Origin of the sequence: Streptomyces sp. NPDC048643, from assembly GCF_040650615.1 — a bacterium.
In the GTDB taxonomy this organism is placed as follows: Bacteria; Actinomycetota; Actinomycetes; order Streptomycetales; family Streptomycetaceae; genus Streptomyces.
This window is the reverse complement of sequence record NZ_JBEZHO010000058.1, coordinates 35209-58325: the sequence shown is the minus strand read 5'-3', so window position 1 is coordinate 58325 and position 23117 is coordinate 35209. Positions and strand designations below refer to the sequence as shown.

Genomic DNA, 23117 nt, shown 5'->3' with positions numbered 1-23117 from the left:
GTCACGAAAGCCGTCGAGCCGACCTCCTCGGGATCGGGCCGCAGCGCGGACCCCCGCACGACGGGTGGTCAGGAGAGGCCGGAGGCCCAGTCGTACCCCTTCAGGTAGGGGTCCGGCTTGATCGGCTTGCCGGAGTCCCAGACCTGCTCGATCAGCCCGTCGGAGCCGATCTTTCCGATGCGGGCGGTCTTGTAGATGTGCTGGGTCGCGCCGTCCACGGTGACCTTGCCCTCGGGCGCGTCGAAGGTGATGCCGTCGGAGGCGGCCTTCACCTTCTCGGGGTCGAAGGACTTCGCCTTCTCGACCATCGCCTTCCACAGGTAGACCGAGGTGTACGCGGCCTCCATCGGGTCACTGGTCGGCTTGTCCTTGCCGTACCTGGCCTTGTAGGCCTTCACGAACTTGGTGTTCGCCGCCCCCGCGGTGGTCTGGTAGTAGTTCCAGGCCGTCAGCTGGCCCGCCAGGTACTGCGCGCCGATCGACTTGACCTCCTCCTCGGCGATCGACACCGAGACGACCGGCATGCCCTTGGCCGTCAGACCGGCGGACTTGTACTCCTTGAAGAAGGCCACGTTCGAGTCGCCGTTCAGGGTGTTGAAGACCGCGTCCGCCTTCGACGCCTTCACCTTGTTGGCGATCGTGCTGAACTCGGTGGACCCGAGCGGCGCGTAGTCCTCACCGAGCACCGTCATGCCGTTGGCCTTCGCGTACGCCTTGATCTCCTTGTTGGCGGTACGCGGGAAGACGTAGTCGCTGCCCACCAGGTAGATGCGCTTCTTCCCCTGCGACTTGAGGTAGTCGAGGGCCGGCACGATCTGCTGGTTGGTGGTCGCGCCGGTGTAGAAGATGTACGGGGACTGCTCAAGTCCTTCGTACTGCACGGGGTAGAAGAGCAGCGACTTGTTCTTCTCGAAGACCGGCTTGACCGCCTTGCGGCTCGCGGAGGTCCAGCAGCCGAAGGTGGCCGCGACCCGGTCCTCCCTGATCAGTTTGCTGGCCTTCTCGGCGAAGGTCGGCCAGTCCGAGGCGCCGTCCTCGCTGATCGGCCTGATCTTCTTGCCGAGCACCCCGCCCGAGGCGTTGATCTCGTCGATGGCCAGCTTCAGCGAGTCGCGGACGGTCACCTCGCTGATCGCCATCGTGCCCGACAGCGAGTTGAGCAGGCCCACCTTGACGGTGTCGCCGCCGACATCGGCCTGCGCGGCCTTGTCCGACGTACCGCCCGCGTCGGTCTTGGCGCCGCAGGCGGAGAGCGCGACGACGGCCGCGAGTGCGGCGGCGCCGGCTGCCATCCGGCGTCGCAGAATACGGGTACCGCTGGACAATAGAACCCCCTCGGGCTGTGGAGGAGACAACCTCCTGAAGTGCGGTCCACAGCCTCAAGTCACCCTGTTTCCAAGGTGTTTCACTCTACTTTCCCGGCCGTATCTTCCCGCTCTCAGGTGCGGCTCGGCGGGGAACACCCGGGGCAACAGAAAATGCCCCGGGCGGAATTCGGCAGCCGAATTCATGATGAGCCCAAGGCATTTTGATTAGTTCCTGCGGGAAGTATCTTGGCGGAGGTGACGGGCTGTCAAGGGCGGGGTTCGTGAAGGTCGAGCTCGGCGACCACGTCGAAGTCCAGCCCCTCCGCCCGGGCCAGATAGATCCGTTGGCGTACGTGACCGTCCCGCAGATGCAGCAGTCCGCGCGGTCCCTCGTACGACACGGTCTCGGCCGCCGCGCCGATCGCGGACACGTCGAGGGATCTCGCCCGGCCGATGAGCGCGGCCAGCAACAGCACGCCCTCGTAACACGATTCGCCGAGGCTGGAGAGGGCCGGTGCCTCGGTCCCGAAGCGCTCGGCGTACTGCCCGTGGAAGTCGAGGGTGTCCCGGTTGGCCAGTGAGGCGAAGAACCCGGCCGTGCTGTAGAGGTCGGAGGTCGCCGAAGGTCCGCTGGCCATCAGCATGTTCTCGTCCATCAGCGTGCTCAGCCTGACGCACCGGGCGTCGAGCCCCGCCGCGGCGAACGCCCGGTTGAAGCGCACCGCGTCACTCCCGACCAGCAGCACGACGACACCGTCCGCCTCCGTGCGCTCGATGCGGCGCAGGACCGCTCCGAAGTCGTGTGTGCCCAGCGGCAGATACACCTCTCCTCGCACGCTGCCGCCGGACTCCCGGGCGTACCCGTGGGCGGCCCGGGCCGTGCGGCGCGGCCACACATAGTCGTTGCCCACCACGAACCAGCGCCGCAGACCCCGCTCGTGCGCCAACAGGCCCATGGCAGGTCGGAGTTGGTCGCGCGGCGTCTCGCTGGTGAGGAAGACGCCGGCCGTCCGCTCGCCGCCCTCGTACAGCGCGGTGTACACGTAGGGGACGCGGTGGGCGATCCTGGGCGCGAGCGCCTGACGCACCGACGAGATGTGCCAGCCCGTCACCCCCTGGACGGCCCCCACGTCCACCAACGCCTCGACATGGTCGGCGACTTCGCGCGGTGTCCCACCGCCGTCCACCGGCAGCAGCCGCAGCTCCCTGCCGAGCACTCCGCCCGCCCGGTTGACCTCCTCCGCCGCGAGTTGCGCGCACGACTCGCAGGTGGGCCCGAACATGCCCGCCGGTCCCTGCAACGGGAGGACGAGAGCCACCCCGAACACGGAGTCGTCTGCCGTGAACCACTCGGGCAAGGGCGAAGCGGGCCGGAACATGGCGTCATGATTCCGGCTCCCCCCGGTGAACTCCAATCCGTCTCGTAGCATGTACACCCCACGGGAGCGAGGAGCAGGATGCCGACCCCATCGCCGCGTCAGCCCCAGGACCTGATGCACCTGCTGACCCGGGCCGAGCGCCTCGCCGCGCGGCGGCTGCGGGCCGTCCTGGACGAGGACGGCTGCTCCCTCGACGCCTGGCGGGTGCTCGTCCTGCTCTCCGACGGCGCGGGCCACCCCATGACCGCCGTCGCCGAGGCCGTCTTCCTGCCCCCGGCCACCCTCACCAAGCTGATCGACCATCTCGTCGACCAGAACCTCGTCTACCGGCGGATCGATCCGCACGACCGTCGCCGCGTCCTCGCCCACCTCACCCCGCGCGGCGTGACGTACTGGCGGCGCGTCGACCGCGAGGTCCGGGCGCGGTGGCCGGTGCTGGACGACGGGGACGACGCGCTGCTGCGCTCCCTGCTGGAACGGCTGGCGGAGACACTCGACGCGACGGGCGCCCGCAGCACGCTCTGAAGCGGGTCGTCGCGGAAAGTAGTGGCACGGGCCCGGAATGCGCACGCTCCGTGAAAGGTTGGCATATACATCCAGCTGTGGCCGGTGTTCCCCGCCGGCCGCGGAGTACGTGCGCGTCCGGCCCCCGGCCCGCGCCCCGACCAGCGAGGCACCGTGAACCACTCGACCACCGAAGAGCCCGCCACCACCGTCGCCCGGCTGCGCGCCACCTTCCGCTCCGGCCGCACCCAGCCGCTCGCCTGGCGCACCGAGCAACTGGGCCGGCTGCGCGAGCTGCTCACCGCGCACGGCGAGGAGCTGGCCGACGCCCTCCACAAGGACCTCGGCAAGAGCTCCGCGGAAGCCTTCCGTACCGAGATCGACTTCACCGTGCGCGAGATCGACCACACCCTGGAGCACCTCGACGGCTGGCTGCGCCCCGAGCCGACGCCCGTCCCCGCGCACCTCGGCGCGGACGCCACGGCCTGGACGCGGTACGACCCGCTGGGAGTCGTCCTCGTCATCGCCCCCTGGAACTATCCGGTCCAGCTCCTCCTCACCCCGATGCTCGGCGCGCTGGCCGCGGGCAACGCCGTGGTCGCCAAGCCCAGCGAACTGGCGCCGGCCACCTCGGCCGCCCTCGCCCGCCTCCTCCCGCGGTACCTCGACACCGACGCGGTGGCCGTCGTCGAGGGCGGCGTCCCCGAGACGACGGCCCTGCTGGCCGAGCGTTTCGACCAGATCTTCTACACCGGCAACGGCACCGTCGGACGGATCGTCATGCGCGCCGCCGCCGAGCACCTCACCCCCGTCGCCCTCGAACTCGGCGGCAAGTCACCGGCGTTCGTCGACCGCGGCACCGACCTGGCCGTCGTCGCCGACCGGCTCGTGCGCGGCAAGTTCCTCAACGCCGGGCAGACCTGCGTCGCGCCCGACTACGTCCTCACCGACCCGGAGACCGCCCGCGCACTGGAGCCGAAGCTCGCCGAGGCCGTCGCGGCGCTCTTCGGCCCGGAGCCGAAGGAGTCCGCCGCGTTCGGGCGGATCGTCAACGAGCGGCACTTCGACCGGCTCACCGGACTGCTCGGCTCCGGCCGCACCGTCACCGGCGGTGACAGCGACCGCGCCGCCAAGTACATCGCGCCGACCGTCCTCGCCGACGTCGACCCGAAGTCCCCCGTCATGGGGGAGGAGATCTTCGGGCCGATCCTGCCCGTCGTCACCGTGGCGGACCTCGACGAGGCCATCGGCTTCATCAACGACCGCGACAAGCCGCTCGCGCTGTACGTGTTCACCGAGTCGGACACCACCCGGGAGCGGATCGCCGCCGAGACCTCCTCCGGCGGCCTCGGCTTCGGACTGCCGCTCGCCCACCTGACCGTCTCCGACCTCCCCTTCGGCGGCGTCGGCGAGAGCGGCATGGGCAGCTACCACGGCCGCTACTCGATCGAGACGTTCAGCCACCGCAAGGCCGTGCTGGAGAAGCCGCTGGTCTGAGCGGTCCGAGACCCTCGACGGGCCGACGGGAGCAGCAGGCGACCCGTCGGCCCGTCGAGTCTCTCTCCACGCGCCTCACCCCCCGTCATCCGCGAGGTGAGGCGCGGCCGGAACACCGTCCACCGCAGGGCCCGCCCGGGATCGGGCGGGCCCTGATCGGCGGTATCGCGCTGCGGATCGCCGCGCTTGCGGGCACCGTGTTGAGGGGACCGGCGTGCGCGAGGAGAGGCTTCGATGAAGGCAGCAGTCGTCCGGGCGTTCGGTGAGCCGCCGGTCATCGAGGAACGCCCCGACCCGGAGCCGGGCCCCGGCCGGGTGCGTGTCCGCGTTGAGGTCCCCGGGCTGTGCCGCAGTGCGATCCGCGTCGTCCGCGGCGACCGGCCGGTCGGGCCGAGCCCGCCCGTGGGCGTCGAGACCGTCGTCGGCGCCCGCCCGGAGAACCTCCGCGAGGTGCTCAAGGGCGACGGCGTGGCGCCCACCGAGGCGGCGCTCGCGGCGGAGGAGTCCCCCTTCTCGCAGGTCCAGGGCGGGTTGCGGCGGGACGGTAGGCTCGTGCTCGACGCGATGCCGACGCACGGCGCGATGCCGATCCCGCTCTTCGGCAGCCTGCTGGAACGGCGTCCGCGTGATCCGTTCGATTGTGGGAACCCGGCGGGAGTTCGCCGGGGTCCCGGCACGTCACGCGGCGGGCCGGACCCGGGTGATCGGGGGTCCAGACCCCTCGACCCGGTCGTCGAGCCGATCGACGAGGTGTCGGTCGGCCTGATCCAGGCCCGGACCGTCTTCGAGTTCGGCGAGGGAAGGTGACGGCCGTGGCCCCGCCCCGCCTCTCCGCGTCGCTCGGCCGGACCACCGAACCGCGCCGGTGGCGACTCGCCATGACGCTTTCCGCCCGACCGCTCCGAACGGCGCTCCCGCCCGGCCCCCGTCGGACGCGCCGTGCGCCCCGCCCGACCGTGCCGCCCTTGCCTGCCCGACCCGCCGACGTGCTCCCCGACGACCTGCTCGCCGCCGTAGCCCGATGACGTACGGAGTCACCATGCCCGAGGCCGAACACCAGGACAGCACCGCACTCACCGACGACGAACTCCGGACCCTCGACGCCCACTGGCGGGCCGCCAACTACCTTGCCGTGGGCCAGATCTACCTGCTAGCGAACCCGCTCCTCACGGAGCCCCTCACCCCTGACCACATCAAGCCCCGCCTCCTCGGCCACTGGGGTACGTCCCCCGGCCTCAACCTGGTCCACACCCACCTCAACCGGGTCGTCAAGGCGCGCGGGATCGACGCGCTGTGCGTGTGGGGCCCGGGTCACGGCGGCCCGGCCGTGCTGGCCAACTCCTGGCTGGAGGGCACCTACAGCCAGACCTACCCCTCCGTGTCCCGCGACGCCGAGGGCATGGGGAAACTCTTCCGGCAGTTCTCCTTCCCCGGCGGCGTCCCGAGCCATGTCGCGCCCGAGACACCGGGATCGATCCACGAGGGCGGCGAACTCGGCTACTCCCTCGCCCACGCCTACGGCGCCGCCTTCGACAACCCGGACCTGCTGGTCACCTGCGTCATCGGTGACGGTGAGGCGGAGACCGGACCACTGGCCGCGTCCTGGCACTCCAACAAGTTCCTCGACCCGGTCAACGACGGCGCGGTCCTGCCGATCCTGCACCTCAACGGCTACAAGATCGCCAACCCGACCGTGCTCGCCCGGCTCCCCGAGGAGGAACTCGACGAGCTGCTGCGCGGCTACGGCCACGACCCGATCCACGTCACCGGCGACGACCCCGCCGAGGTGCACCGCGCCATGGCCGCGGCGTTCGACCGGGCCCTCGACCGGATCGGGATCCTCCAGCGCACGGCCCGCGAGGAGGGCGTGACCGAGCGCGCCCGCTGGCCCATGATCGTGCTGCGCACCCCGAAGGGCTGGACCGGCCCCGCCGTGGTCGACGGCCTGCCCGTCGAGGGCACCTGGCGCGCCCATCAGGTCCCCCTGTCCGCGGTCCGTGAAAACCCGGAGCACCTGCGGCAGTTGGAGGAGTGGCTGCGTTCCTACCGACCCGAGGAGCTCTTCGACGCCGAGGGTCGTCCGGTCGCCGACGTGCTGGCCTGCGTCCCCGAGGGCGACCGCCGGCTCGGCGCCACTCCGCACGCCAACGGCGGCCTCCTCGTCCGGGACCTGCCCCTGCCGCCCCTTGAGCGCTTCGCCGTCCCCGTCGACAAGCCGGGCGTCACCCTGCACGAGCCGACCCGGATCCTGGGCGACCTCCTCGAACACGTCATGCGGGAGACCACGGACCGCCGCGACTTCCGGCTCGTGGGCCCCGACGAGACCGCCTCCAACCGTCTGGACGCCGTCTACCACGCCAGCGGCAAGGCATGGCAGGCCGAGACCCTTCCGGTGGACGAACACCTCGAACGGCACGGCCGCGTCATGGAGGTCCTGTCCGAACACCTCTGCCAGGGCTGGCTGGAGGGCTACCTCCTCACCGGCCGGCACGGGCTGTTCTCCTGCTACGAGGCGTTCGTGCACATCGTCGACTCGATGGTCAACCAGCACATCAAGTGGCTCAAGACCTCTCGCGAGTTGGCCTGGCGCGCCCCCATCGCCTCCCTCAACTACCTGCTGACGTCGCACGTCTGGCGCCAGGACCACAACGGCTTCTCGCACCAGGACCCCGGGTTCGTCGACCACGTCCTGAACAAGAGCCCCGAGGTCGTCCGCGTCTACCTGCCGCCGGACGCCAACACCCTGCTGTCCGTGGCGGACCACGTGCTGCGCAGCCGCGACTACGTGAACGTCGTCGTCGCCGGCAAACAGCCCTGCTTCGACTGGCTGTCCATGGACCAGGCCCGCGACCACTGCGCGCGCGGCGCCGGCATCTGGGAGTGGGCGGGCTCGCCGGGCGTCGAGCGCGAACCGGAGGTCGTCCTCGCCTGTGCGGGCGACGTCCCCACCCAGGAGGTACTGGCGGCCGCCGACCTGCTCCGGCGCCATCTGCCCGAGGTCGCCTTCCGGGTCGTCAACGTCGTCGACATGACCCGGCTGCTGCCGCGCGAGGAACACCCGCACGGGATGAGCGACTTCGAGTACGACGGGCTGTTCACCGCGGACAAGCCGGTGATCTTCGCGTACCACGGCTACCCCTGGCTCATCCACCGCCTCGCCTACCGCCGCACCGGCCACGCGAACCTCCATGTGCGCGGCTACAAGGAGATGGGCACCACCACGACGCCGTTCGACATGGTGGTCCGCAACGACCTGGACCGCTACCGGCTCGTCATGGACGTCATCGACCGCGTTCCCGGTCTCGGCGTCCGCGCCGCCACCGTGCGCCAGCGGATGGAGGACGCCCGCTCCCGCCACCACGTCTGGATCCGCGAGCACGGCACCGACCTGCCCGAAGTCGCGGACTGGACGTGGAGCGGCTGAGCGGAGAGCGGAACGGGGAGAGCCGGCGGCCCGACGCACCGGGAGACGACCGGCCGGCAGACCCGCTCGGCTCAGGAGCCGACCTACGGGAGCGGGTCAGCGGTGGGGTGCGGCCGGACAGCCGTCACGGTGTCTTGTGCCCCCACTGCGGGCCGAGCCGTTCCCACTCGCGTCCCCACCGGTCGTAGCGCCGCTGGTCGAGCCGCCAGCGGGCGAAGCCGCCGACGGCGAGGGCCACGCCACCGAGCGCCACCGCCGCGCCCGCTCCGAGCAGGGCCGCCTCGGTGGCCGCAGCGCTGGTGGTGGGCGGCGCGCCGGTGAGCTGTCCCTTGCCGTTCATCCAGATCACGACGTTCGAGCCGGCCTTGTGCCCGGCGTCCACCAGGGCGCGGCCGGTCCGGGGCGAGCCGTCCGGAGCGGTCCACCGAACCCCGGCCCGGACCTGTTCGTAGCCCGAGCCCTCACCGGACGGCACGTTCGACCCGGTGCTGTCCACCAGCACGGCCGGGACGGGATGCCGGTCGTTGCGCAGGCGGTCGAAGGACTCGCCGGCGGCACGGGCCGTCATCAGGCCGGCGAGGGCGCCGCCCAGCACGATCACCGTCCAGACGACCAGCACGATCCACGCCTCGACGAGGTCGTCCCGGCGCCGCAGCGGATTCCTCCGCCAGCGCCAGCACCACTGCCTCGCACCCTGTGCTCCCTGTGCTCCGCGCATGGCACCGCACCTCCTAGCTACACCCCCAACAGTGCAAGCGGATCGGGGCGGGCGCGAGCGGGGGCGGTCGTCGCCCGGCCCGCGGACGCGGACCGGGCGACGCCGGGCCCGGGCATCAGGCCCGGTCAGGCCCCGGATGGGAGGTCCCGGCGGGCGAGGAGAGACCCTCGGACGCGGGCTCGACGCTCCGGCGCCTGACGATCAGCACGATGATCAGGACGACCTGGAGGACGATGACGAGGACCATGCCCAGGGAGGCCTGCGGACTGTCGCCCACGAGGTTGGAGATCAGGCTGGTGTCCCAGAGGCCGTGGACGAGCATCGGCAGCAGGAGGGTGCCGCCGACGCGCAGGCACAGGTAGAAGAAGTAGCCCGAGGTGGAGACGACGACGGCCTGCACGAGGGCCTGCGCTCCCTCGCCGAGGGCATTGCTGATGTGCACGAGGCCGAAGACGACCGAGGAGTAGAGCGCCACCTTCCCCTCGGAGAATCCGGCCCGGCTGAAGACGTGGACGCCGATGCCCCGGAACATGAGCTCCTCGCCGACGCCGACGAACAGGCCGAGGAGCAGCAGGCAGACCACGAGGGAGACGCTCTGGTCGGCGAGGTGGGGGTAGTTCATGCCGATCACGGCGGCGGCGATCATGGAGATCGGTACCCAGCGCACCCAGCGTCTGACGGGCGCTCGGTAGTGGGGGACCACGCGCCACCAGCCCAGCCACGTGACGACACCGGCTCCGAAGAGGATCGACGCCCCGATCGGGACGAGCGCGTTGCGCACGAGGGACGCGGTGCTGGGGAACTGGCTCTCGGAGTAGCTGGTGTCCACACCGACGATCCGCCCCAGGCCCTGGATGACGCCCGCGTAGACGATCACCACGACCAGGAACCACGGCCATGACAGGCTGCGACCGGGCCGGTCCTGCGGTGTCGCTTCCACTCTGTCGCGCACGGTCTCGCCCCTTCGCCCGGCAGCGACGGTCCCACCGCGTCGGGCACGCTCCGAGGTCGCCGCGTCTGGTGGACAGATTCTCACGGAGCCGTCGCCACGGCGTCGCGGAACGCCCCTGACCGACGGGAGGGGCGCCCGCTCAGAATTCCCGTGCCTGAAGGTCTTCGCCAACTCCTTTGCCGTGGAGGCGGCCGAACGCGGACCGGGACCGCGTAGAGGGGCTCCCGGACGCTTCCTGACAGGCCGCGTCCAGAGTGCCGAGATCCTCCTCATCGGTCGGCATCAGCGACGAGTTGCGCGTGACGGCGTCCGCGACGGCATGCGACGCGGCGTGGCGTGGCGTGCAGGGGCGAGGCGGCCGGACGACCCCGGGACGGGTGTCCGGCCGGCTCCGTACCGGCTCGTAGGCGGCCGGACGTCACAGCACCTCGGTCTCCGCCCGCGAGCTCTCCCCCCAGAGGGTGTGGAAGCTGCCCTCGCGGTCGGTGCGCCGGTAGGTGTGGGCGCCGAAGAAGTCGCGCTGGCCCTGGGTGAGCGCGGCCGGCAGCCGGTCGGCGCGCAGGGTGTCGTAGTACGACAGGGCGGCGGAGAAGGCGGGCACCGGAACGCCTCTGCGGGTGGCCGTGGCGACGACCTCGCGCCACGGCACCTGCGCGTCCTTGATCTCCGTCGCGAAGCCCGCGTCCGAGAGCAGACTGACCAGGCCCGGATCGACCGCGTAGGCGGCCCGGATCCGGTCGAGGAACGCGGCCCGGACGATGCAGCCGCCGCGCCAGATCTTCGCCACCTCGCCGAGGTCGATGTCCCAGCCGTACTCGGCGGCGGCGTCCAGGATCATCTTCCAGCCCTGGTCGTAAGCGATCAACTTCGACGCGTACAGGGCGTGTTCGACCTGACTGGTGAAACGCTCGGCCTCCGTCGCCGACAGGTCCCAGTGGGTGCCGCCGGGCAGGTCACGGTAGGCGGCGCGCAGCCCGGCCTGGCTGGAGGCGGCACGTGCGAAGGTCGCCTGCGCGATGGCGGTGACCGGCGAGCCGAGGTCGAGGGCGGTCTGCACCGTCCAGCGGCCGGTGCCCTTCTGCCCCGCGGCGTCGACCACGACGTCCACGAACGGTTCCCCGGTGGCGGCGTCCTTGTGCGCGAGGACCTCGGCGGTGATCTCGATCAGGTACGAGTCGAGGCGGCCCCGGTTCCAGCGCCGGAAGATCTCCGCGATCTGCGCGGGCGTGTAGCCGCCCACCCGGCGGAGCAGGTCGTAGGCCTCGCCGATCAGTTGCATGTCGGCGTACTCGATGCCGTTGTGCACCATCTTCACGAAGTGGCCGGCGCCGTCCGTGCCGATATGGGTGGCACAGGGCTCGCCGTCCACCTTGGCGCTGATCGACTCGAACATCGGGCCGAGCGAGGCGTACGACTCCGGTGAGCCGCCGGGCATGATGCTCGGCCCGTGCAGGGCGCCCTCCTCGCCGCCGGACACCCCGGCGCCGACGAAGTGGATGCCGCGCTCGCGCAGCGACTGCTCGCGGCGGCGGGTGTCGGTGAAGTGCGCGTTGCCGCCGTCGATGATCATGTCGCCGTCCTCGAGGAGCGGGGCGAACTCGTCGATGACGGCGTCGGTGGCCGCACCCGCCTGCACCATGATCATCAGGCGGCGGGGGCGTTCCAGCGCCGCGACGAACTCCTCCGCCGACTCGGCGGGCACGAAGGCCCCCTCGTGCCCGAACTCCTCGATCAACGCCTTGGTCCGGGCAGGGGTGCGGTTGTGGACGGCGACGGTGTAGCCGTTCCGGGCGAAGTTGCGGGCCAGGTTGCGGCCCATCACGGCGAGCCCTGTGACGCCGATCTGCGCGGTCGCCTTCATGGTGTGCTCCTTGGATCCGGATCTGCGTCCCCGCGTACCTGACGGGCGAGCAGACGACTGTCGCTGTGCCGATCAGTACGCACGGCGGGGGCCGTGATGTTCACCGCCGGCACCGGCTGGTGCACGAGAGCGTGTGTCCGGTCCTTCCGGAGGGTGCTCCGAAGGCCGACTCCCGGAGCGGGAGCCCGGCTTACGCGCCCGGGCGCAGCGCCCATCCGTGGTCCACCGGTCCGATGCCGGAACCGAGCGGGAAACCGGCCTCGATCGCCGCCGTCACGTACTCCTTGGCCCGCCGCACGGCGTCCGGCACCGCCAGACCCTCGGCCAGGCCCACCGCGACGGCCGACGCGAGGGTGCAACCGGTGCCGTGCGTATGCCGGTTGTCGTGGCGGGGCGCGCGCAGCCAGTGCTCCGCCGTGCCGTCGGTGAGCAGGTCGACCGCCTCGCCCGGCAGATGACCGCCCTTCACCAGCACCCAGCGCGGGCCGTACGCGAGGAGTCGGTCGGCGGCCCGCCGCATCCCCTCCTCGTCCGTCACCTTCACCCCGGTGAGCTGGGCCACCTCGTCGAGGTTCGGGGTGGCCACCGTCGCCCGCGGCAACAGCCGGTGCCGTACGGCGTCGAGCGCGTCGTCGGCCAGCAGCCGGTGCCCGTGCTTGGAGACGCTGACCGGATCGACGACGACCGGTGCTCCCACGTCCGCCAGGAGTTCGGCGACCGTCGTGACGAGCGCGGGCGACGACAGCATGCCCGTCTTGACGGCCTGGACGCCGATGTCGTCGACGACGCTGCGGTACTGGGCGCGCACCGCGTCCTCGGACAACTCCCAAGCCCCCTGCACACCGACGGAGTTCTGCGCGGTCACCGCCGTGAGCACACTCATCCCGTGGGCGCCGAGCGCCAGCATCGTCTTCAGGTCGGCCTGGATTCCGGCGCCTCCGCCGGAGTCGGATCCGGCGATCGTCAGGACGCGGGGCGGCGTGGTCATACGAGGTTCCTCTCGGGGTACGGCAAGGAGTTCCACGACCTGCGGGACGCCCGGCTCGACGGCCCGAGGTCCTCTGGGCACGTCCTAGGCGCGGCGGCGCAGTCGCAGGGGTGTGTAGAGGGCGAGGGCGACGAGGAACGCCACGTAGTAGGAGAGGTCGGCGCCGTGCAACGCGTCGGCCACCGGACCCACGTACAGGCTGGTGTCCATGAACGGAACGGCCGCGCCGAACGCGGCGACGAAGGCCAGCAGGGACGGCCATGCGGGGAACCTGCGGGCGCTTTCGACGGCGAGGTCGACGGGTGCACCGGCGCGCTCGCGTGCGCGGGCGATCCAGTCGACGACGACGATCGCGACGAACCCGGGGATCCAGTAGCCCACGAACAGCAGCACGTTCTGGAAGCGGGCCGTGGTGTCCGCCGCGTGCATCCACAGCACGAGCGGGAACCCGAGCGCCGCCGCCAGCGCGGCCGCCACCGGGCGCGGGATCCGCACGCCGAGGGTCTGCAACGCGAGCGAACCGCTGTAGTCGTTCATCGCGTTGCTGCACACCGCCGCCAGCGCCACGGCGAGCAGCCCGAACGCGCCCGCCACCCCGCCGCCCAGCAACGCCTCGACACCCGCCGCCGTCTGGTCGGTCAGCACGGACGCGCCCCACAGACCGAGGGCCTGCACGGCGACGAACGACACGACGAGCCCGAGCAGGGTGCACCAGAACATCCGCGGACGGGAGGTGGTGCGCGGCAGATAGCGGCTGAAGTCACTGGCGTACGGAGCCCAGGACAGCGAGAGGCTCAGCGCGATGGTGCTGGTGAGCACGAACGCCCCCATGTGGTCCGCGCCGGTCGCGGAGCCGGTCGCGGCGGGGTGGACCCCGTCCAGCATCCGCCACGCGATCACCGCGAACGCGACCGCGAGCACGAACGTCATGACGATCTGCAGACGATGGATCGCCTCGTAACCGAGGACGCCGAGCGCCCCCTGCGCCGCCATCATCACGAGGACGCCGACCCAGAACGGCCAGCCGCACAGCCGCGCCAGCGCGTCCCCGCCGAACAGCCCGATCAGCGCGTCCCAGGCCACCGAGGACAGCCACTGGAGGAGCCCGGGCAGTGCCACCGCCCGGCCGAACGCGAGCCGAGCGAGGGGGAGTTGGCCGGTGCCGGTGAGGCCGCCCCAGGTACTGAGGTAGGCGGTGGGCAGCGCACCGACCACGGTCCCGAGGACGACCGCCGCGAGGGCGGTGCCGAAGTCCAGACCGAGCGCGATGCCGATGGTGCCGGTGAACACGCCCGTCATCGTCAGGTTGGGGGCGAACCACACGGTGAACAGGCGCCAGGGCCCGCCGTACCGGTTGCCCTCGGGGACCGGTTCGATGCCGTGCCCCTCCACCCGCAGGTCGCCGGGAGCCGCGGGCATCGACCCGTCGAAGACGGTCGGCCGGCTGTCGGCGGGCAGCCCGCCGGAAACATGCGCCAAAGGCATGAAGACATCCCTCCGCCAGTACGAACTGGTTCAGGTTCGACGGGTGTGATCTCAGCCCTCGGACGGGGCACCCCGTGTCCGGTACGACGGACACACTAACCCCATCCCCGCACTCCTGTGTATGGCGGACCTGCGCTCATCCCCATCGCTCCGCCAGGACCGCCCGGTCCGGCAGGCCCCCGGTCGCGCGCGGCAGCCCGGGCCCGGTCCCACCGCTCCTCCGGCCCCCGGCCGGGCCACCCGCAGCGCGCCGGGCGCCTCCCGTCGGTAGTGTCGGAGGTGATCGCCGCCCGCTCTCCGTTCCCGGGTTCCAGGACCCGGGTGGCCGGGCGGAAGGAGGCAGCGCGCCGTGACCGTGATCTCCCTGAAGTCCGCGCAGGTGAACGAGGGGCTGACCCTTCCGTACGCCGAAGCCGGCTACCCCAGTGGTACGCCGGTCGTCTTCGTGCACGGTCTCGCCGACTCCTGGTGGTCCTTCGAGCCCCTCCTGCGGCGTCTTCCGCCGTCCCTGCACGGGTACGCGCCCACGCAGCGCGGCCACGGCGACGCGGGCCGCCCGCCGGACGGTTACACCCCCGACGACTTCGCGGCCGACCTGGTCGCCTTCCTCGACGCCGCCGACATCCCGCGCGCCGTAGTCGTCGCGGCGTCCACCGGCGGCATACCCGCGCGGATCGTCGCCGGCAGCCACCCCGACCGCGTCGCCGGGCTCGTCCTGCTCGGCGTCCCCGGGACCCTCGCGGACAAGCCCGCGGCCGACGCGTGGCGGAAGAGCCTGGACGGGCTCGCCGACCCCGTGCCCCGCGCGTTCGTCGAGGAGTTCGTCACCGGCACGAGCGCCGCCCCGCTCGCCCGCGGATTTGTCGAGACGATGGTCGAGGAGGGCCTCAAGCTCCCGACCCACGTCTGGCAGGAGACCGGGCGCGGACTCCTCGACGCCGACCTCGGCGCGACCCTCGCGGGCATCCTGGTGCCCACCCTCGTCATCTGGGGCGAGCAGGACCGCTTCCTGACCCGCGAGGACCAGCAGACGATCCTGGACGCGGTCCACGGAGCGGACCTCCTCCCGTACGAGAACACGGGGCACGCCGTCCACTGGGAACAGCCGGAACGCGTGGTCGCCGACGTCGCCGCCTTCACCGCACGGATCACCCGTCCCGCCACCACCTGAACCCAGCCCACCTGAACCCCGGCCCACCGGGGGCCACTTCGGGGAGGCCGCCCCCAACTGCACGTGTGAGTAAGGGCGCCGGCAGACGGCGTCGCGTCGACCGGAACCGCACCGGCTCACCCCCGACGTGAGTGCCCTGACCGGCCGCGCCTGCCCGAACGGCCACCTCCGGGGCGTGTGCGAGACTGCCGCGATGACCGCTGAAACGATCACCGCGTCCGCCGCGGGCACCTGGACACTGGGCGACCTCACCGTCAACCGCGTCGGCTTCGGCGCGATGCGGCTGACGGGCAGCGCGGCCTTCCACCACGGGACGCCGAGCGACCGCGAGCGCTCGATCGCCGTGCTGCGCCGGGCGGTCGAACTGGGCGTCGACCACATCGACACCGCCGCCTTCTACTTCTCCTCGCTGCGTTCCGCCAACGAACTGATCAACAGCGCGCTGGCGCCGTACGCCGACGACCTTGTCATCGCCACCAAGGTCGGGCCCTTCCGGGACTACGCGGGGGAGTGGGGCACCTCGGCCCGCCCCGACCAACTGCGCGCCCACGTCGAGGAGAACCTGCGGCAGCTCGGCCGCGACCACCTGGACCTGGTGTACCTCCGCCGCATGCGCCAGGACTCCATCGCCGAGCACTTCGGAGCACTCGCCGAACTGCGCGACGCCGGAATGATCCGGCACCTCGGCATCTCCGACGTCGGCATCGCCCACCTCGACGAGGCCCGTGCCATCGCCCCCGTGGTCTCCGTGCAGAACCGGTACGCGCTCGGCGGCACCTCCCCGGAGAACGACGCCCTCCTGCGGGCCTGCGGCGAACTCGGCATCGCCTTCGTCCCGTTCTACGCCATCGCGGGCAAGGGCGGCGAGCTGGGCCCGCAGGGCGACGCGACGGACGCCGAGGTACGCGCCGTCGCCGCGGCGCACGACGCGACCCCCGCGCAGATCCGCATCGCCTGGACCCTGCGGCAGGGCCCGAACGTGCTCGCCATCCCCGGCACGGGCAACCCGGACCACCTGGCCGAGAACATCGCCGCGGGCGCGCTGCGCCTGACGGACACGGAACTCGCCCGGCTCGACGCGTCGCCCGCGGAGGTCTGAGACCGGGCCCCTGCCCCGCTCCGATCAGCGGAAGCGGGGACAGGGGCCCGTGGGCGGAGTCGGCCGACTCAGCCGGCGGAGGCCCGCAGAGGGTAGTGGTCGGAGAGGTTCGTGTACGTGGAGTCGGTGCCCCAACTGGACACCGTCCAGGGCGCGCACTGCTCCTTGACGACCTCGTTCGTCCAGCCGGCGGGGCGCGCGTGCCCCGCCCGGTGGAGGACGTGGTCCAAGTCCTCGCGGGGGTCGTCCGGATAGCGGTCGAGGGCGATCGAGTTCTGCCGGGTGTCGAAGGAGTACGGGTGCCCGGTCCGCGCGTCCGCGCCCACCAGGTCCGCGTCCGCGAGCATCGAGGCGTACTCCGTGCTCCGTGAGTCGACGTTCATGTCGCCCGCCACCAGCACCTGCTCGTCCGCCGGGATGTTCTTGGCGTCCAGGAAGGCGTCGATCGCCTTGAACTGGCGGCCGCGCATCGACGCCGCCTCACCCGTGCCGCACCCGGAGTCCGTCGACTGCGCATGCGTGCCGATCACGTGCACCTTGGTCCCGTTCACGTTCAACACCGCATAGGCGAAGCCCTTGTTGGACCACCAGTCGGAGCCGCACGCGTCCTTGTAGACGTACTGCTCCTTGCGCAGGACCGGCCACTTGCTCAGCACGGTGACCCCGCCGTCCTCGGGCGTCGTCGCGGAGTAGGCCCCACCGGTCGCGTCCCAGCCGCTCCTGCCGCGGCCCACCACGGGGGTCTGGTACGGGTATTCGGCCGCCGCCGCGCTCTTCAGCGCGTCCGACGCCGCGTTGTCGAAGGCCTCCTCCAGCACCACGACGTCGTTCCCGCGGAAGAACGAGGTCTTCGGGATCTCGGCGGCCCGGTGGTCCTGGCCCCAGTTGGGATACAGGTTCTTGCTCATGAGGAAGACGTTGTACGTGAGCACCTTCATCGAGGGCGTCGTGGCCCCGGCCGCCGCCGCGGGCGAGGCCCCGGCGAGCCCGGCGGCGGTCAGCGACAGAACGAGGGTGGCTGCGCACTGCGCACGGCGCAGTGAGGAGTGCGGCACTGGGTCTCCCTGAGGGTGAGGGGGGCTTGAGTGGCGCCGCACATCAAATCACCGGCGATTACTGTCAGGTAACTCCCGTGCACGGAAAGGATGTCGTCGAGAAGTACGTCCGGATGCCCCCGGCCGCGCGTGGGGGCATCCGCGCGGGGCCGGGGCCGGGGGCGTCGCCTCGGGTGTCAGCCCAACTGCTCGTGCAGGAAGGCCAGGGTGCTCTTCCACGCCTGCTCCGCGGACTTCGCGTCGTGGGTCGGCCGGCGGTCGTTGAAGAAGGCGTGCCCGGCCGGGTAGACGCGCAGGTCGGGAACGATGCCCGACTGTGCCTCGATCGCCTCGCGGAGCCGGTCCAGGTTCTCCAGGGGGATGGAGTTGTCCTCTTCGCCGTAGTGGCCGAGGATCCGCGCGGTGAGGCCCGAGAAGTCGGGCAGCTCGCCCTGGATCACCCCGTAGAACGGCACGGCCGCGCTCACCCGGGGGTCGGCCGCGGCCTGCTGGAGGACGAAGCCGCCGCCCATGCAGAAGCCCACCGACGCCACCGTGTCCGAGGTGACCTCGCGCAACCCCAGCAGGTGGTCGACCGCCCCGGAGAGCAGCTCAACACCGCGTGCGACGGGCAGCTCCTGCATCATCCGGAACGCCTCCTCGCTGTCGTGGGCGACGTTCCCGCCGTACAGGTCCGGCGCGAGCGCCACGAAGCCCTCGGCCGCCAGCCGGTCGGTGACGTCGGCGATGTGGTCGGTCAGACCCCACCATTCCTGGATGACGATCACGCCGGGGCCGCGCCCCGACGGCGGCAGCGCCAGATAGCCGTGCGCGGTGCCTCCCGCGCTGGGGAACGTCACGTTCTGGTGGGCCGGGGATCCGGTCGGCTGCGGCAGCTCGGACATGTCACTCAACTCCCGTGGGGGACGGCGTCGGGCGGGGCGCGGCGGGCCGGCCCCGAGTCGATCACCACCCTGTCATGCGCGCCCGCGCCACCGACCCCCGGCCCGCACGGCCGGGGCGGAGCCCGGGGCGACGCGCTGCACCGGCAACGGGGGAGGGGTCCGTCGCCGCCGCGAGGACCGAGACTCGGTCGTCGCTGCGGGGTGGGGTGGGCGGCACCGTCGGCGACGCGGACCGGGTGCCCTCGACCGCCGCCGGGCGACGGCGCCGGGGGAGACCGCCCTCCGCCCCCTCCCGAGCCTCGCCGGAGCACTTGACGGGATGCCGTACGCTACGTGTTACGTATAACCCTGGAGAGGTCCCATGCGACGCATCGCCCTGGTCACCCTCGTCGTCGACGACTACGACGAGGCGATCCGCCACTACACCGAAGCCCTCGGATTCCGCCTGGTCGAGGACACCCCGCGGCCGGACGGCTCCCGCTGGGTCGTCGTCGAGCCCGGCACCGTCGACGGCGGGACCGGGCTGCTGCTGGCCCGCGCCAAGAACGACGCGCAGCGCGGCCGGGTCGGCGACCAGACGGGCGGGCGCGTCGGCTTCTTCCTGCACACCGACGACTTCGCCCGGGACCACGCCCGGATGCTCGCCGCCGGCGTGACCTTCCTGGAGGAGCCCCGCCACGAGCCGTACGGCTCGGTGGCCGTCTTCCAGGACCTGTACGGCAACCGCTGGGACCTGCTCCAGCCCGCCGAGTGACCCGTCCCCGGCGCCTCCCCGCACCTCCCGCACCCTTCCGCTCCGAACGACCTTCCGAGGAACACCGCACATGACCGCGCCCCGCATCGACATCGACACCATCCGCCGCCTGCCCAAGGCGGTGCTGCACGACCACCTCGACGGCGGCCTGCGCCCGGCCACCCTGGTCGAGCTCGCGGAGACCGTCGGCCACACCCTGCCGACCACGGACCCGCAGGAGCTGGCCGACTGGTACTACGAGGCCGCCAACTCCGGTGACCTGGTGCGCTACATAGCCACCTTCGAGCACACCCTCGCGGTGATGCAGTCCCGCGAGGGGCTGCTGCGCACGGCCGAGGAGTACGTCCTCGACCTCGCCGAGGACGGTGTCGTCTACGGCGAGGTGCGCTACGCGCCCGAGCTGATGGTGAACGGCGGGCTGACCCTGCCCGAGGTCGTCGAGACCGTCCAGGAGGGGCTCGCGGCCGGTATGGCCAAGGCCGCCGCGGCCGGCACCCCGGTGCGCGTCGGCACGCTGCTGTGCGGGATGCGGATGTTCGACCGCACGCGGGAGATCGCCGACCTCGCCGTGGCGTTCCGGGACGCCGGAGTCGTCGGCTTCGACATCGCGGGCGCCGAGGACGGCTTCCCGCCCGCCGACCACCTGGCCGCCTTCGAGCACCTGCGACGCGAGAGCGTCCCCTTCACCATCCACGCCGGTGAGGCGCACGGTCTGCCCAGCATCCACCAGGCGCTCCAGGTGTGCGGCGCCCAGCGCATTGGCCATGGCGTCCGGATCACCGAGGACATCGTGGACGGCAAGCTCGGCCGTCTCGCCGGCTGGGTCCGCGACCGCCGTATCGCACTGGAGATGTGCCCCACCTCCAACCTCCAGACGGGCGCCGCCCGTTCGATCGCCGAGCACCCCATCACCGCGCTGCGCGACCTGGGCTTCCGCGTGACCCTCAACACCGACAACCGTCTGGTGTCGGGCACGACGATGACGCGCGAGATGGCGCTCCTCGTCGAGGAGGCGGGCTGGGGCATCGACGACCTGCGCACGGTCACGGTGAACGCGGTCAAGAGCGCGTTCATCCCCCACGACGAGCGCAAGGCGCTCATCGAGGACGTCGTGCTCCCGGGCTACGCCCGCTGAACCAGACCGCGGACGTAGGCGGCCTGTCCGACGTGCTGGAGATCGTCGGACAGGACGCTGACCAGGCGCACGCCCAGGGTGACCACCGGGTCCCAGCGCTCGTCCACGACGCGCTCCAGGTCCTTGGCGGCCAGGCCGCCGACGAACTCGAGCGTCCGCTCGTGGACGGCGTCGTGGTAGCCGGTCAGCAGCTCGCCCGACTCCACCCGGACCCGGGCGACCTTCGCGGCGGTGTGACCGTATCCGGTGTCCCCGCGGGGCAGGTCGAGCCCGAACCGCTTCGACCAGTCCCCGGTCAGCCAGACCTGCTCCGTTCCGGCGGCGTCGGCGACATGGTCGTCCTGGACGCGGGTGAGATGCCAGATCAGCCAGGAGATCGAGTTGGCCGTCTCGCCGGGGCGGGCGTTGAGGTCCTCCGGCTGGAGGCCCTCGACGGTGGCGTGGACTTCTTCCTGGATGCGGCCGAACGCGTCGATGAGGATGTCCTTTGCATGCATGGGTCCACCATCGCGCATCGGGCCCCTCTCTGCGTCCGGAAGGCCGGGAGTCGCGGGGCACCCGGCCCTCCCGCCGTTCACGCGGCCGGGATCCAGCTCCCGTGGAAGCCGTACCCCGTGCGCAGCCCCACCCCCGTGCGCCATACCCGCGCCGAGCATCCCGTGGTGGGCGCGTGGGTCCTCAGGGCCGAGGACGTCGGGGCCGCCGCGCAGGAAGCGGCCGTTCTCAACTCCGCACTCCCGCCCGGCAGTTCGTTAAGGTCGTCCACGAGGCTGCCGCCACGGCGGCAGCGGCGGGTCAGGAGTGCCGGGTCCCGGACCGAGGTGGGGTCAGCCTTCCTGTCCAGGGGTGTCGAGAAGTGCCATGAGGGCGCGGGCGGCGGGGCTGGTGGCCTCCGGCGGCGGCAACATGGCGACGGTCTCGTACGAGGTCTCCGTCGTGCCCTTGAACGGCAGGGCGGTGAGGCCGTCGGCCTCGCGCTTGAGGCCGAAGTGGCGGGGTACGACGGCGATGCCGAGGCCCTCGTGGACGAGCTCCAGGAGGCTGTGCACGTCGTTGACCTCCAGGGCCACCGTCCGCTGCACCCCCGCCGCCGCGAACGCCGCGTCCGTGGTGCGCCGCGGGCCCCAGTCCGGGTGGAAGTCGACGAAGTCCTCCCCGCCCAGTTCCTCGGGCGTCACCACGGCGGCGGTCGCGAGGCCGTGTTCCGGATGGCACAGCACGGTCATCGGTTCGGTCGTCAGCGGCACGGACCGCAGCTGGTCGGAGTCGGCCCGGGTCCGCACCGCGAACGCCAGGTCCAGGCGGCCCGCCGCGACCTCCTCGGCCAGCGCCTCGGAACCCGCCTGGCGGAGCCGGATCTCGACGTCCGGGTGCCGCCGCCGGAACGCGGCGAGCAGGGTCGCGCAGTGAACGCCCGCGATGCACTGTTCGGTGCCCAGGGAGAGCGTGCCGCGCAGCACGCCCTGCACGGCGGCCACGGCGTCGTGCGCCGAGCGGACCTGGGCGAGGATCCGCTCCGCCTCGACGAGCAGGGCGCGCCCGGCCTCCGTGAGGGTGACCCGGCGGGTGGTGCGGACGAACAGGGGCGCCTGGAGCTCGCGCTCCAGCGCGCGGATCGACGACGACAGACCCGACTGCGACACCATCAGCCGCTCGGCCGCCCGGGTGAAGTGCTGGTCCTCGGCGACGGCGACGAAGTGCTGTAGGTGGCGCAGTTCCATGGGGCACAAGGGTAGACGGCCGTGCGCCGGTGTCCCGGACCGATCCGGACCGGCCCCCTGGGCCCGGGGCCGGCACCGATTGAGCGACGGGAGCGCTCAATCCCATCCGATCCTCCCGTTGGACCGATGCCCGGGGCGCGCGCGAGAGTGGAGGCCTGTTTCCCCGGCCCCCAGGAGTACGCGTTGTACACCCCCGACCCCGACCGTTACGCGGACATGCCCTACCGGCGCACCGGACGCAGCGGTCTGAAGCTCCCCGCGCTGTCGCTCGGCCTGTGGCACAACTTCGGCCCGGACCGGCCGGCGGAGACCCAGCGCGCGATCCTGCGCCGCGCCTTCGACCTGGGCGTCACCCACTTCGACCTGGCGAACAACTACGGGCCGCCGCCCGGAGTCGCCGAGTCCGCCCTCGGTGACGCCCTGAAGGCCGACTTCGCGCACCACCGCGACGAGCTGGTCGTCTCCACGAAGGCCGGCTACCTGATGTGGCCGGGCCCGTACGGCGAATGGGGCTCGCGCAAGTACCTGCTGTCCTCGCTCGACCAGAGCCTCGGCCGCCTCGGCCTCGACTACGTCGACATCTTCTACTCGCACCGCCCCGACCCGGAGACTCCCCTGGAGGAGACGATGGGCGCGCTGCACACGGCGGTCCAGCAGGGCAAGGCGCTGTACGTCGGCGTCTCCAACTACTCGGCCGAGCAGACCCGCGAGGCCGCCCGCATCCTGGCCGAGCTGGGCACCCCGCTGCTCATCCACCAGCCGCGCTACTCGATGCTCGACCGGCGTCCCGAGGACGAGGGCCTGCTGGACACGCTCGACGAGCTGCAGGTGGGCTCCATCGCCTACTCGCCGCTGGAGCAGGGGCTGCTCACCGGCCGTTACCTCGACGGCATCCCGGAGGACTCGCGGGCCGCGAGCGACAGCCCGTTCCTGAGCGCGGACACGGTCACCGAGGAGCTCGTGGGCCGGCTGCGCACCCTGAACGAGATCGCCGCCTCGCGCGGCCAGTCGCTGGCCCAGCTGGCCCTCGCCTGGGTGCTGCGCGGCGGCCGGGTGACCTCGGCCCTGATCGGCGCGAGCAGCCCGCGGCAGCTGGAGGACAGCGTCGCGGCCATCGGCAACCTGGAGTTCGGCGCGGACGAGCTGGCCCGGATCGACGAGCTGGTCAAGCAGTAGACGACGC

19 protein-coding genes, 1 pseudogene and 1 riboswitch are annotated in these 23117 nt (G+C 71.9%); of the genes and pseudogenes, 9 read left to right on the top strand and 11 right to left on the bottom strand.

The genetic code is table 11. From position 1 onward, the window contains the following. Positions 1 to 68: 68 nt before the first annotated feature. A complete protein-coding gene (gene urtA / locus AB0C62_RS36410; protein ID WP_362980660.1) occupies positions 69 to 1292 on the bottom strand; it encodes an urea ABC transporter substrate-binding protein in 1224 nt (407 codons plus the stop codon). A 281-nt stretch (positions 1293 to 1573) separates the two neighbouring features. Beyond that, positions 1574 to 2686 (bottom strand): substrate-binding domain-containing protein, encoded by a 1113-nt coding sequence (locus AB0C62_RS36405; protein WP_362980658.1) that lies wholly within the window; start codon positions 2684 to 2686, stop codon positions 1574 to 1576. A gap of 78 nt (positions 2687 to 2764) precedes the next feature. Between AB0C62_RS36405 and AB0C62_RS36400 the strand changes: the two genes are divergently transcribed. The 4 genes and pseudogenes from AB0C62_RS36400 (at position 2765) to AB0C62_RS36385 (ending at position 8111) form a co-directional block, all read left to right on the top strand. Next, positions 2765 to 3211: a MarR family transcriptional regulator gene (locus AB0C62_RS36400; RefSeq protein ID WP_362980657.1), complete on the top strand. Its 447-nt coding sequence runs from the start codon at positions 2765 to 2767 to the stop codon at positions 3209 to 3211. A gap of 153 nt (positions 3212 to 3364) precedes the next feature. Beyond that, positions 3365 to 4687 carry an aldehyde dehydrogenase family protein gene (locus AB0C62_RS36395; protein ID WP_362980656.1) on the top strand — a complete coding sequence of 441 codons (1323 nt, stop codon included), beginning with the start codon at positions 3365 to 3367 and terminating at the stop codon, positions 4685 to 4687. A 234-nt stretch (positions 4688 to 4921) separates the two neighbouring features. Further along, positions 4922 to 5494 (top strand): annotated as a pseudogene (locus AB0C62_RS36390) (hypothetical protein). Positions 5495 to 5726: 232 nt separating this feature from the next. Continuing rightward, positions 5727 to 8111, top strand: coding sequence for a phosphoketolase family protein (locus AB0C62_RS36385; RefSeq protein WP_362980654.1), 2385 nt, complete (start codon positions 5727 to 5729; stop codon positions 8109 to 8111). 124 nt (positions 8112 to 8235) lie between these two features. Here the strand turns inward: AB0C62_RS36385 and AB0C62_RS36380 are convergent, their stop codons facing one another. From AB0C62_RS36380 to AB0C62_RS36360, 5 genes are all read right to left on the bottom strand, one after another. Next, positions 8236 to 8829, bottom strand: coding sequence for a hypothetical protein (locus AB0C62_RS36380; protein WP_362980652.1), 594 nt, complete (start codon positions 8827 to 8829; stop codon positions 8236 to 8238). Positions 8830 to 8944: 115 nt separating this feature from the next. Continuing rightward, on the bottom strand, positions 8945 to 9781 hold the full coding sequence (locus AB0C62_RS36375; RefSeq protein WP_362980650.1) for a type II CAAX endopeptidase family protein: 837 nt from the start codon (positions 9779 to 9781) through the stop codon (positions 8945 to 8947). Between the two features lie 418 nt (positions 9782 to 10199). Beyond that, positions 10200 to 11642 carry an NADP-dependent phosphogluconate dehydrogenase gene (gene gndA / locus AB0C62_RS36370; protein ID WP_362980648.1) on the bottom strand — a complete coding sequence of 481 codons (1443 nt, stop codon included), beginning with the start codon at positions 11640 to 11642 and terminating at the stop codon, positions 10200 to 10202. A 190-nt stretch (positions 11643 to 11832) separates the two neighbouring features. Continuing rightward, positions 11833 to 12630 carry a bifunctional hydroxymethylpyrimidine kinase/phosphomethylpyrimidine kinase gene (gene thiD / locus AB0C62_RS36365; protein ID WP_362980646.1) on the bottom strand — a complete coding sequence of 266 codons (798 nt, stop codon included), beginning with the start codon at positions 12628 to 12630 and terminating at the stop codon, positions 11833 to 11835. Positions 12631 to 12714: 84 nt separating this feature from the next. Next, complete coding sequence (locus AB0C62_RS36360) at positions 12715 to 14115, bottom strand: cytosine permease (RefSeq protein WP_362980644.1); 1401 nt, start codon at positions 14113 to 14115, stop codon at positions 12715 to 12717. After that, positions 14106 to 14200: riboswitch (TPP riboswitch) on the bottom strand. Its footprint overlaps the gene before it by 10 nt. A 264-nt stretch (positions 14201 to 14464) precedes the next feature. Between AB0C62_RS36360 and AB0C62_RS36355 the strand changes: the two genes are divergently transcribed. Beyond that, positions 14465 to 15286, top strand: coding sequence for an alpha/beta hydrolase (locus AB0C62_RS36355; protein WP_362980642.1), 822 nt, complete (start codon positions 14465 to 14467; stop codon positions 15284 to 15286). A gap of 193 nt (positions 15287 to 15479) precedes the next feature. Then, positions 15480 to 16385 carry an aldo/keto reductase gene (locus tag AB0C62_RS36350; protein WP_362980641.1) on the top strand — a complete coding sequence of 302 codons (906 nt, stop codon included), beginning with the start codon at positions 15480 to 15482 and terminating at the stop codon, positions 16383 to 16385. Between the two features lie 68 nt (positions 16386 to 16453). Here the strand turns inward: AB0C62_RS36350 and sph are convergent, their stop codons facing one another. Both sph and AB0C62_RS36340 read right to left on the bottom strand, forming a co-directional pair. Further along, positions 16454 to 17440, bottom strand: a complete 987-nt coding sequence (sph, locus tag AB0C62_RS36345) for a sphingomyelin phosphodiesterase (RefSeq protein ID WP_362980640.1) — start codon at positions 17438 to 17440, stop codon at positions 16454 to 16456. A gap of 176 nt (positions 17441 to 17616) precedes the next feature. Continuing rightward, a complete protein-coding gene (locus tag AB0C62_RS36340; RefSeq protein ID WP_362980638.1) occupies positions 17617 to 18324 on the bottom strand; it encodes a dienelactone hydrolase family protein in 708 nt (235 codons plus the stop codon). A 361-nt stretch (positions 18325 to 18685) separates the two neighbouring features. Between AB0C62_RS36340 and AB0C62_RS36335 the strand changes: the two genes are divergently transcribed. Together AB0C62_RS36335 and AB0C62_RS36330 are read left to right on the top strand one after the other, a co-directional pair. Beyond that, positions 18686 to 19078: a VOC family protein gene (locus tag AB0C62_RS36335; RefSeq protein ID WP_362980636.1), complete on the top strand. Its 393-nt coding sequence runs from the start codon at positions 18686 to 18688 to the stop codon at positions 19076 to 19078. 70 nt (positions 19079 to 19148) lie between these two features. Beyond that, entirely contained in the window at positions 19149 to 20213 is a 1065-nt protein-coding gene (locus AB0C62_RS36330; RefSeq protein ID WP_362980634.1) for an adenosine deaminase, read from the top strand. Here the strand turns inward: AB0C62_RS36330 and AB0C62_RS36325 are convergent. After that, complete coding sequence (locus AB0C62_RS36325; protein WP_362980632.1) at positions 20201 to 20710, bottom strand: DUF664 domain-containing protein; 510 nt, start codon at positions 20708 to 20710, stop codon at positions 20201 to 20203. The two genes, AB0C62_RS36330 and AB0C62_RS36325, sit on opposite strands and share 13 nt — an antisense overlap. Positions 20711 to 21040: 330 nt before the next feature. Next, positions 21041 to 21934, bottom strand: coding sequence for a LysR family transcriptional regulator (locus AB0C62_RS36320; protein ID WP_362980630.1), 894 nt, complete (start codon positions 21932 to 21934; stop codon positions 21041 to 21043). 183 nt (positions 21935 to 22117) lie between these two features. Between AB0C62_RS36320 and mgrA the strand changes: the two genes are divergently transcribed. Beyond that, positions 22118 to 23110: an L-glyceraldehyde 3-phosphate reductase gene (gene mgrA / locus AB0C62_RS36315; protein WP_362980668.1), complete on the top strand. Its 993-nt coding sequence runs from the start codon at positions 22118 to 22120 to the stop codon at positions 23108 to 23110. The last annotated feature ends 7 nt before the right edge of the window (positions 23111 to 23117 follow it).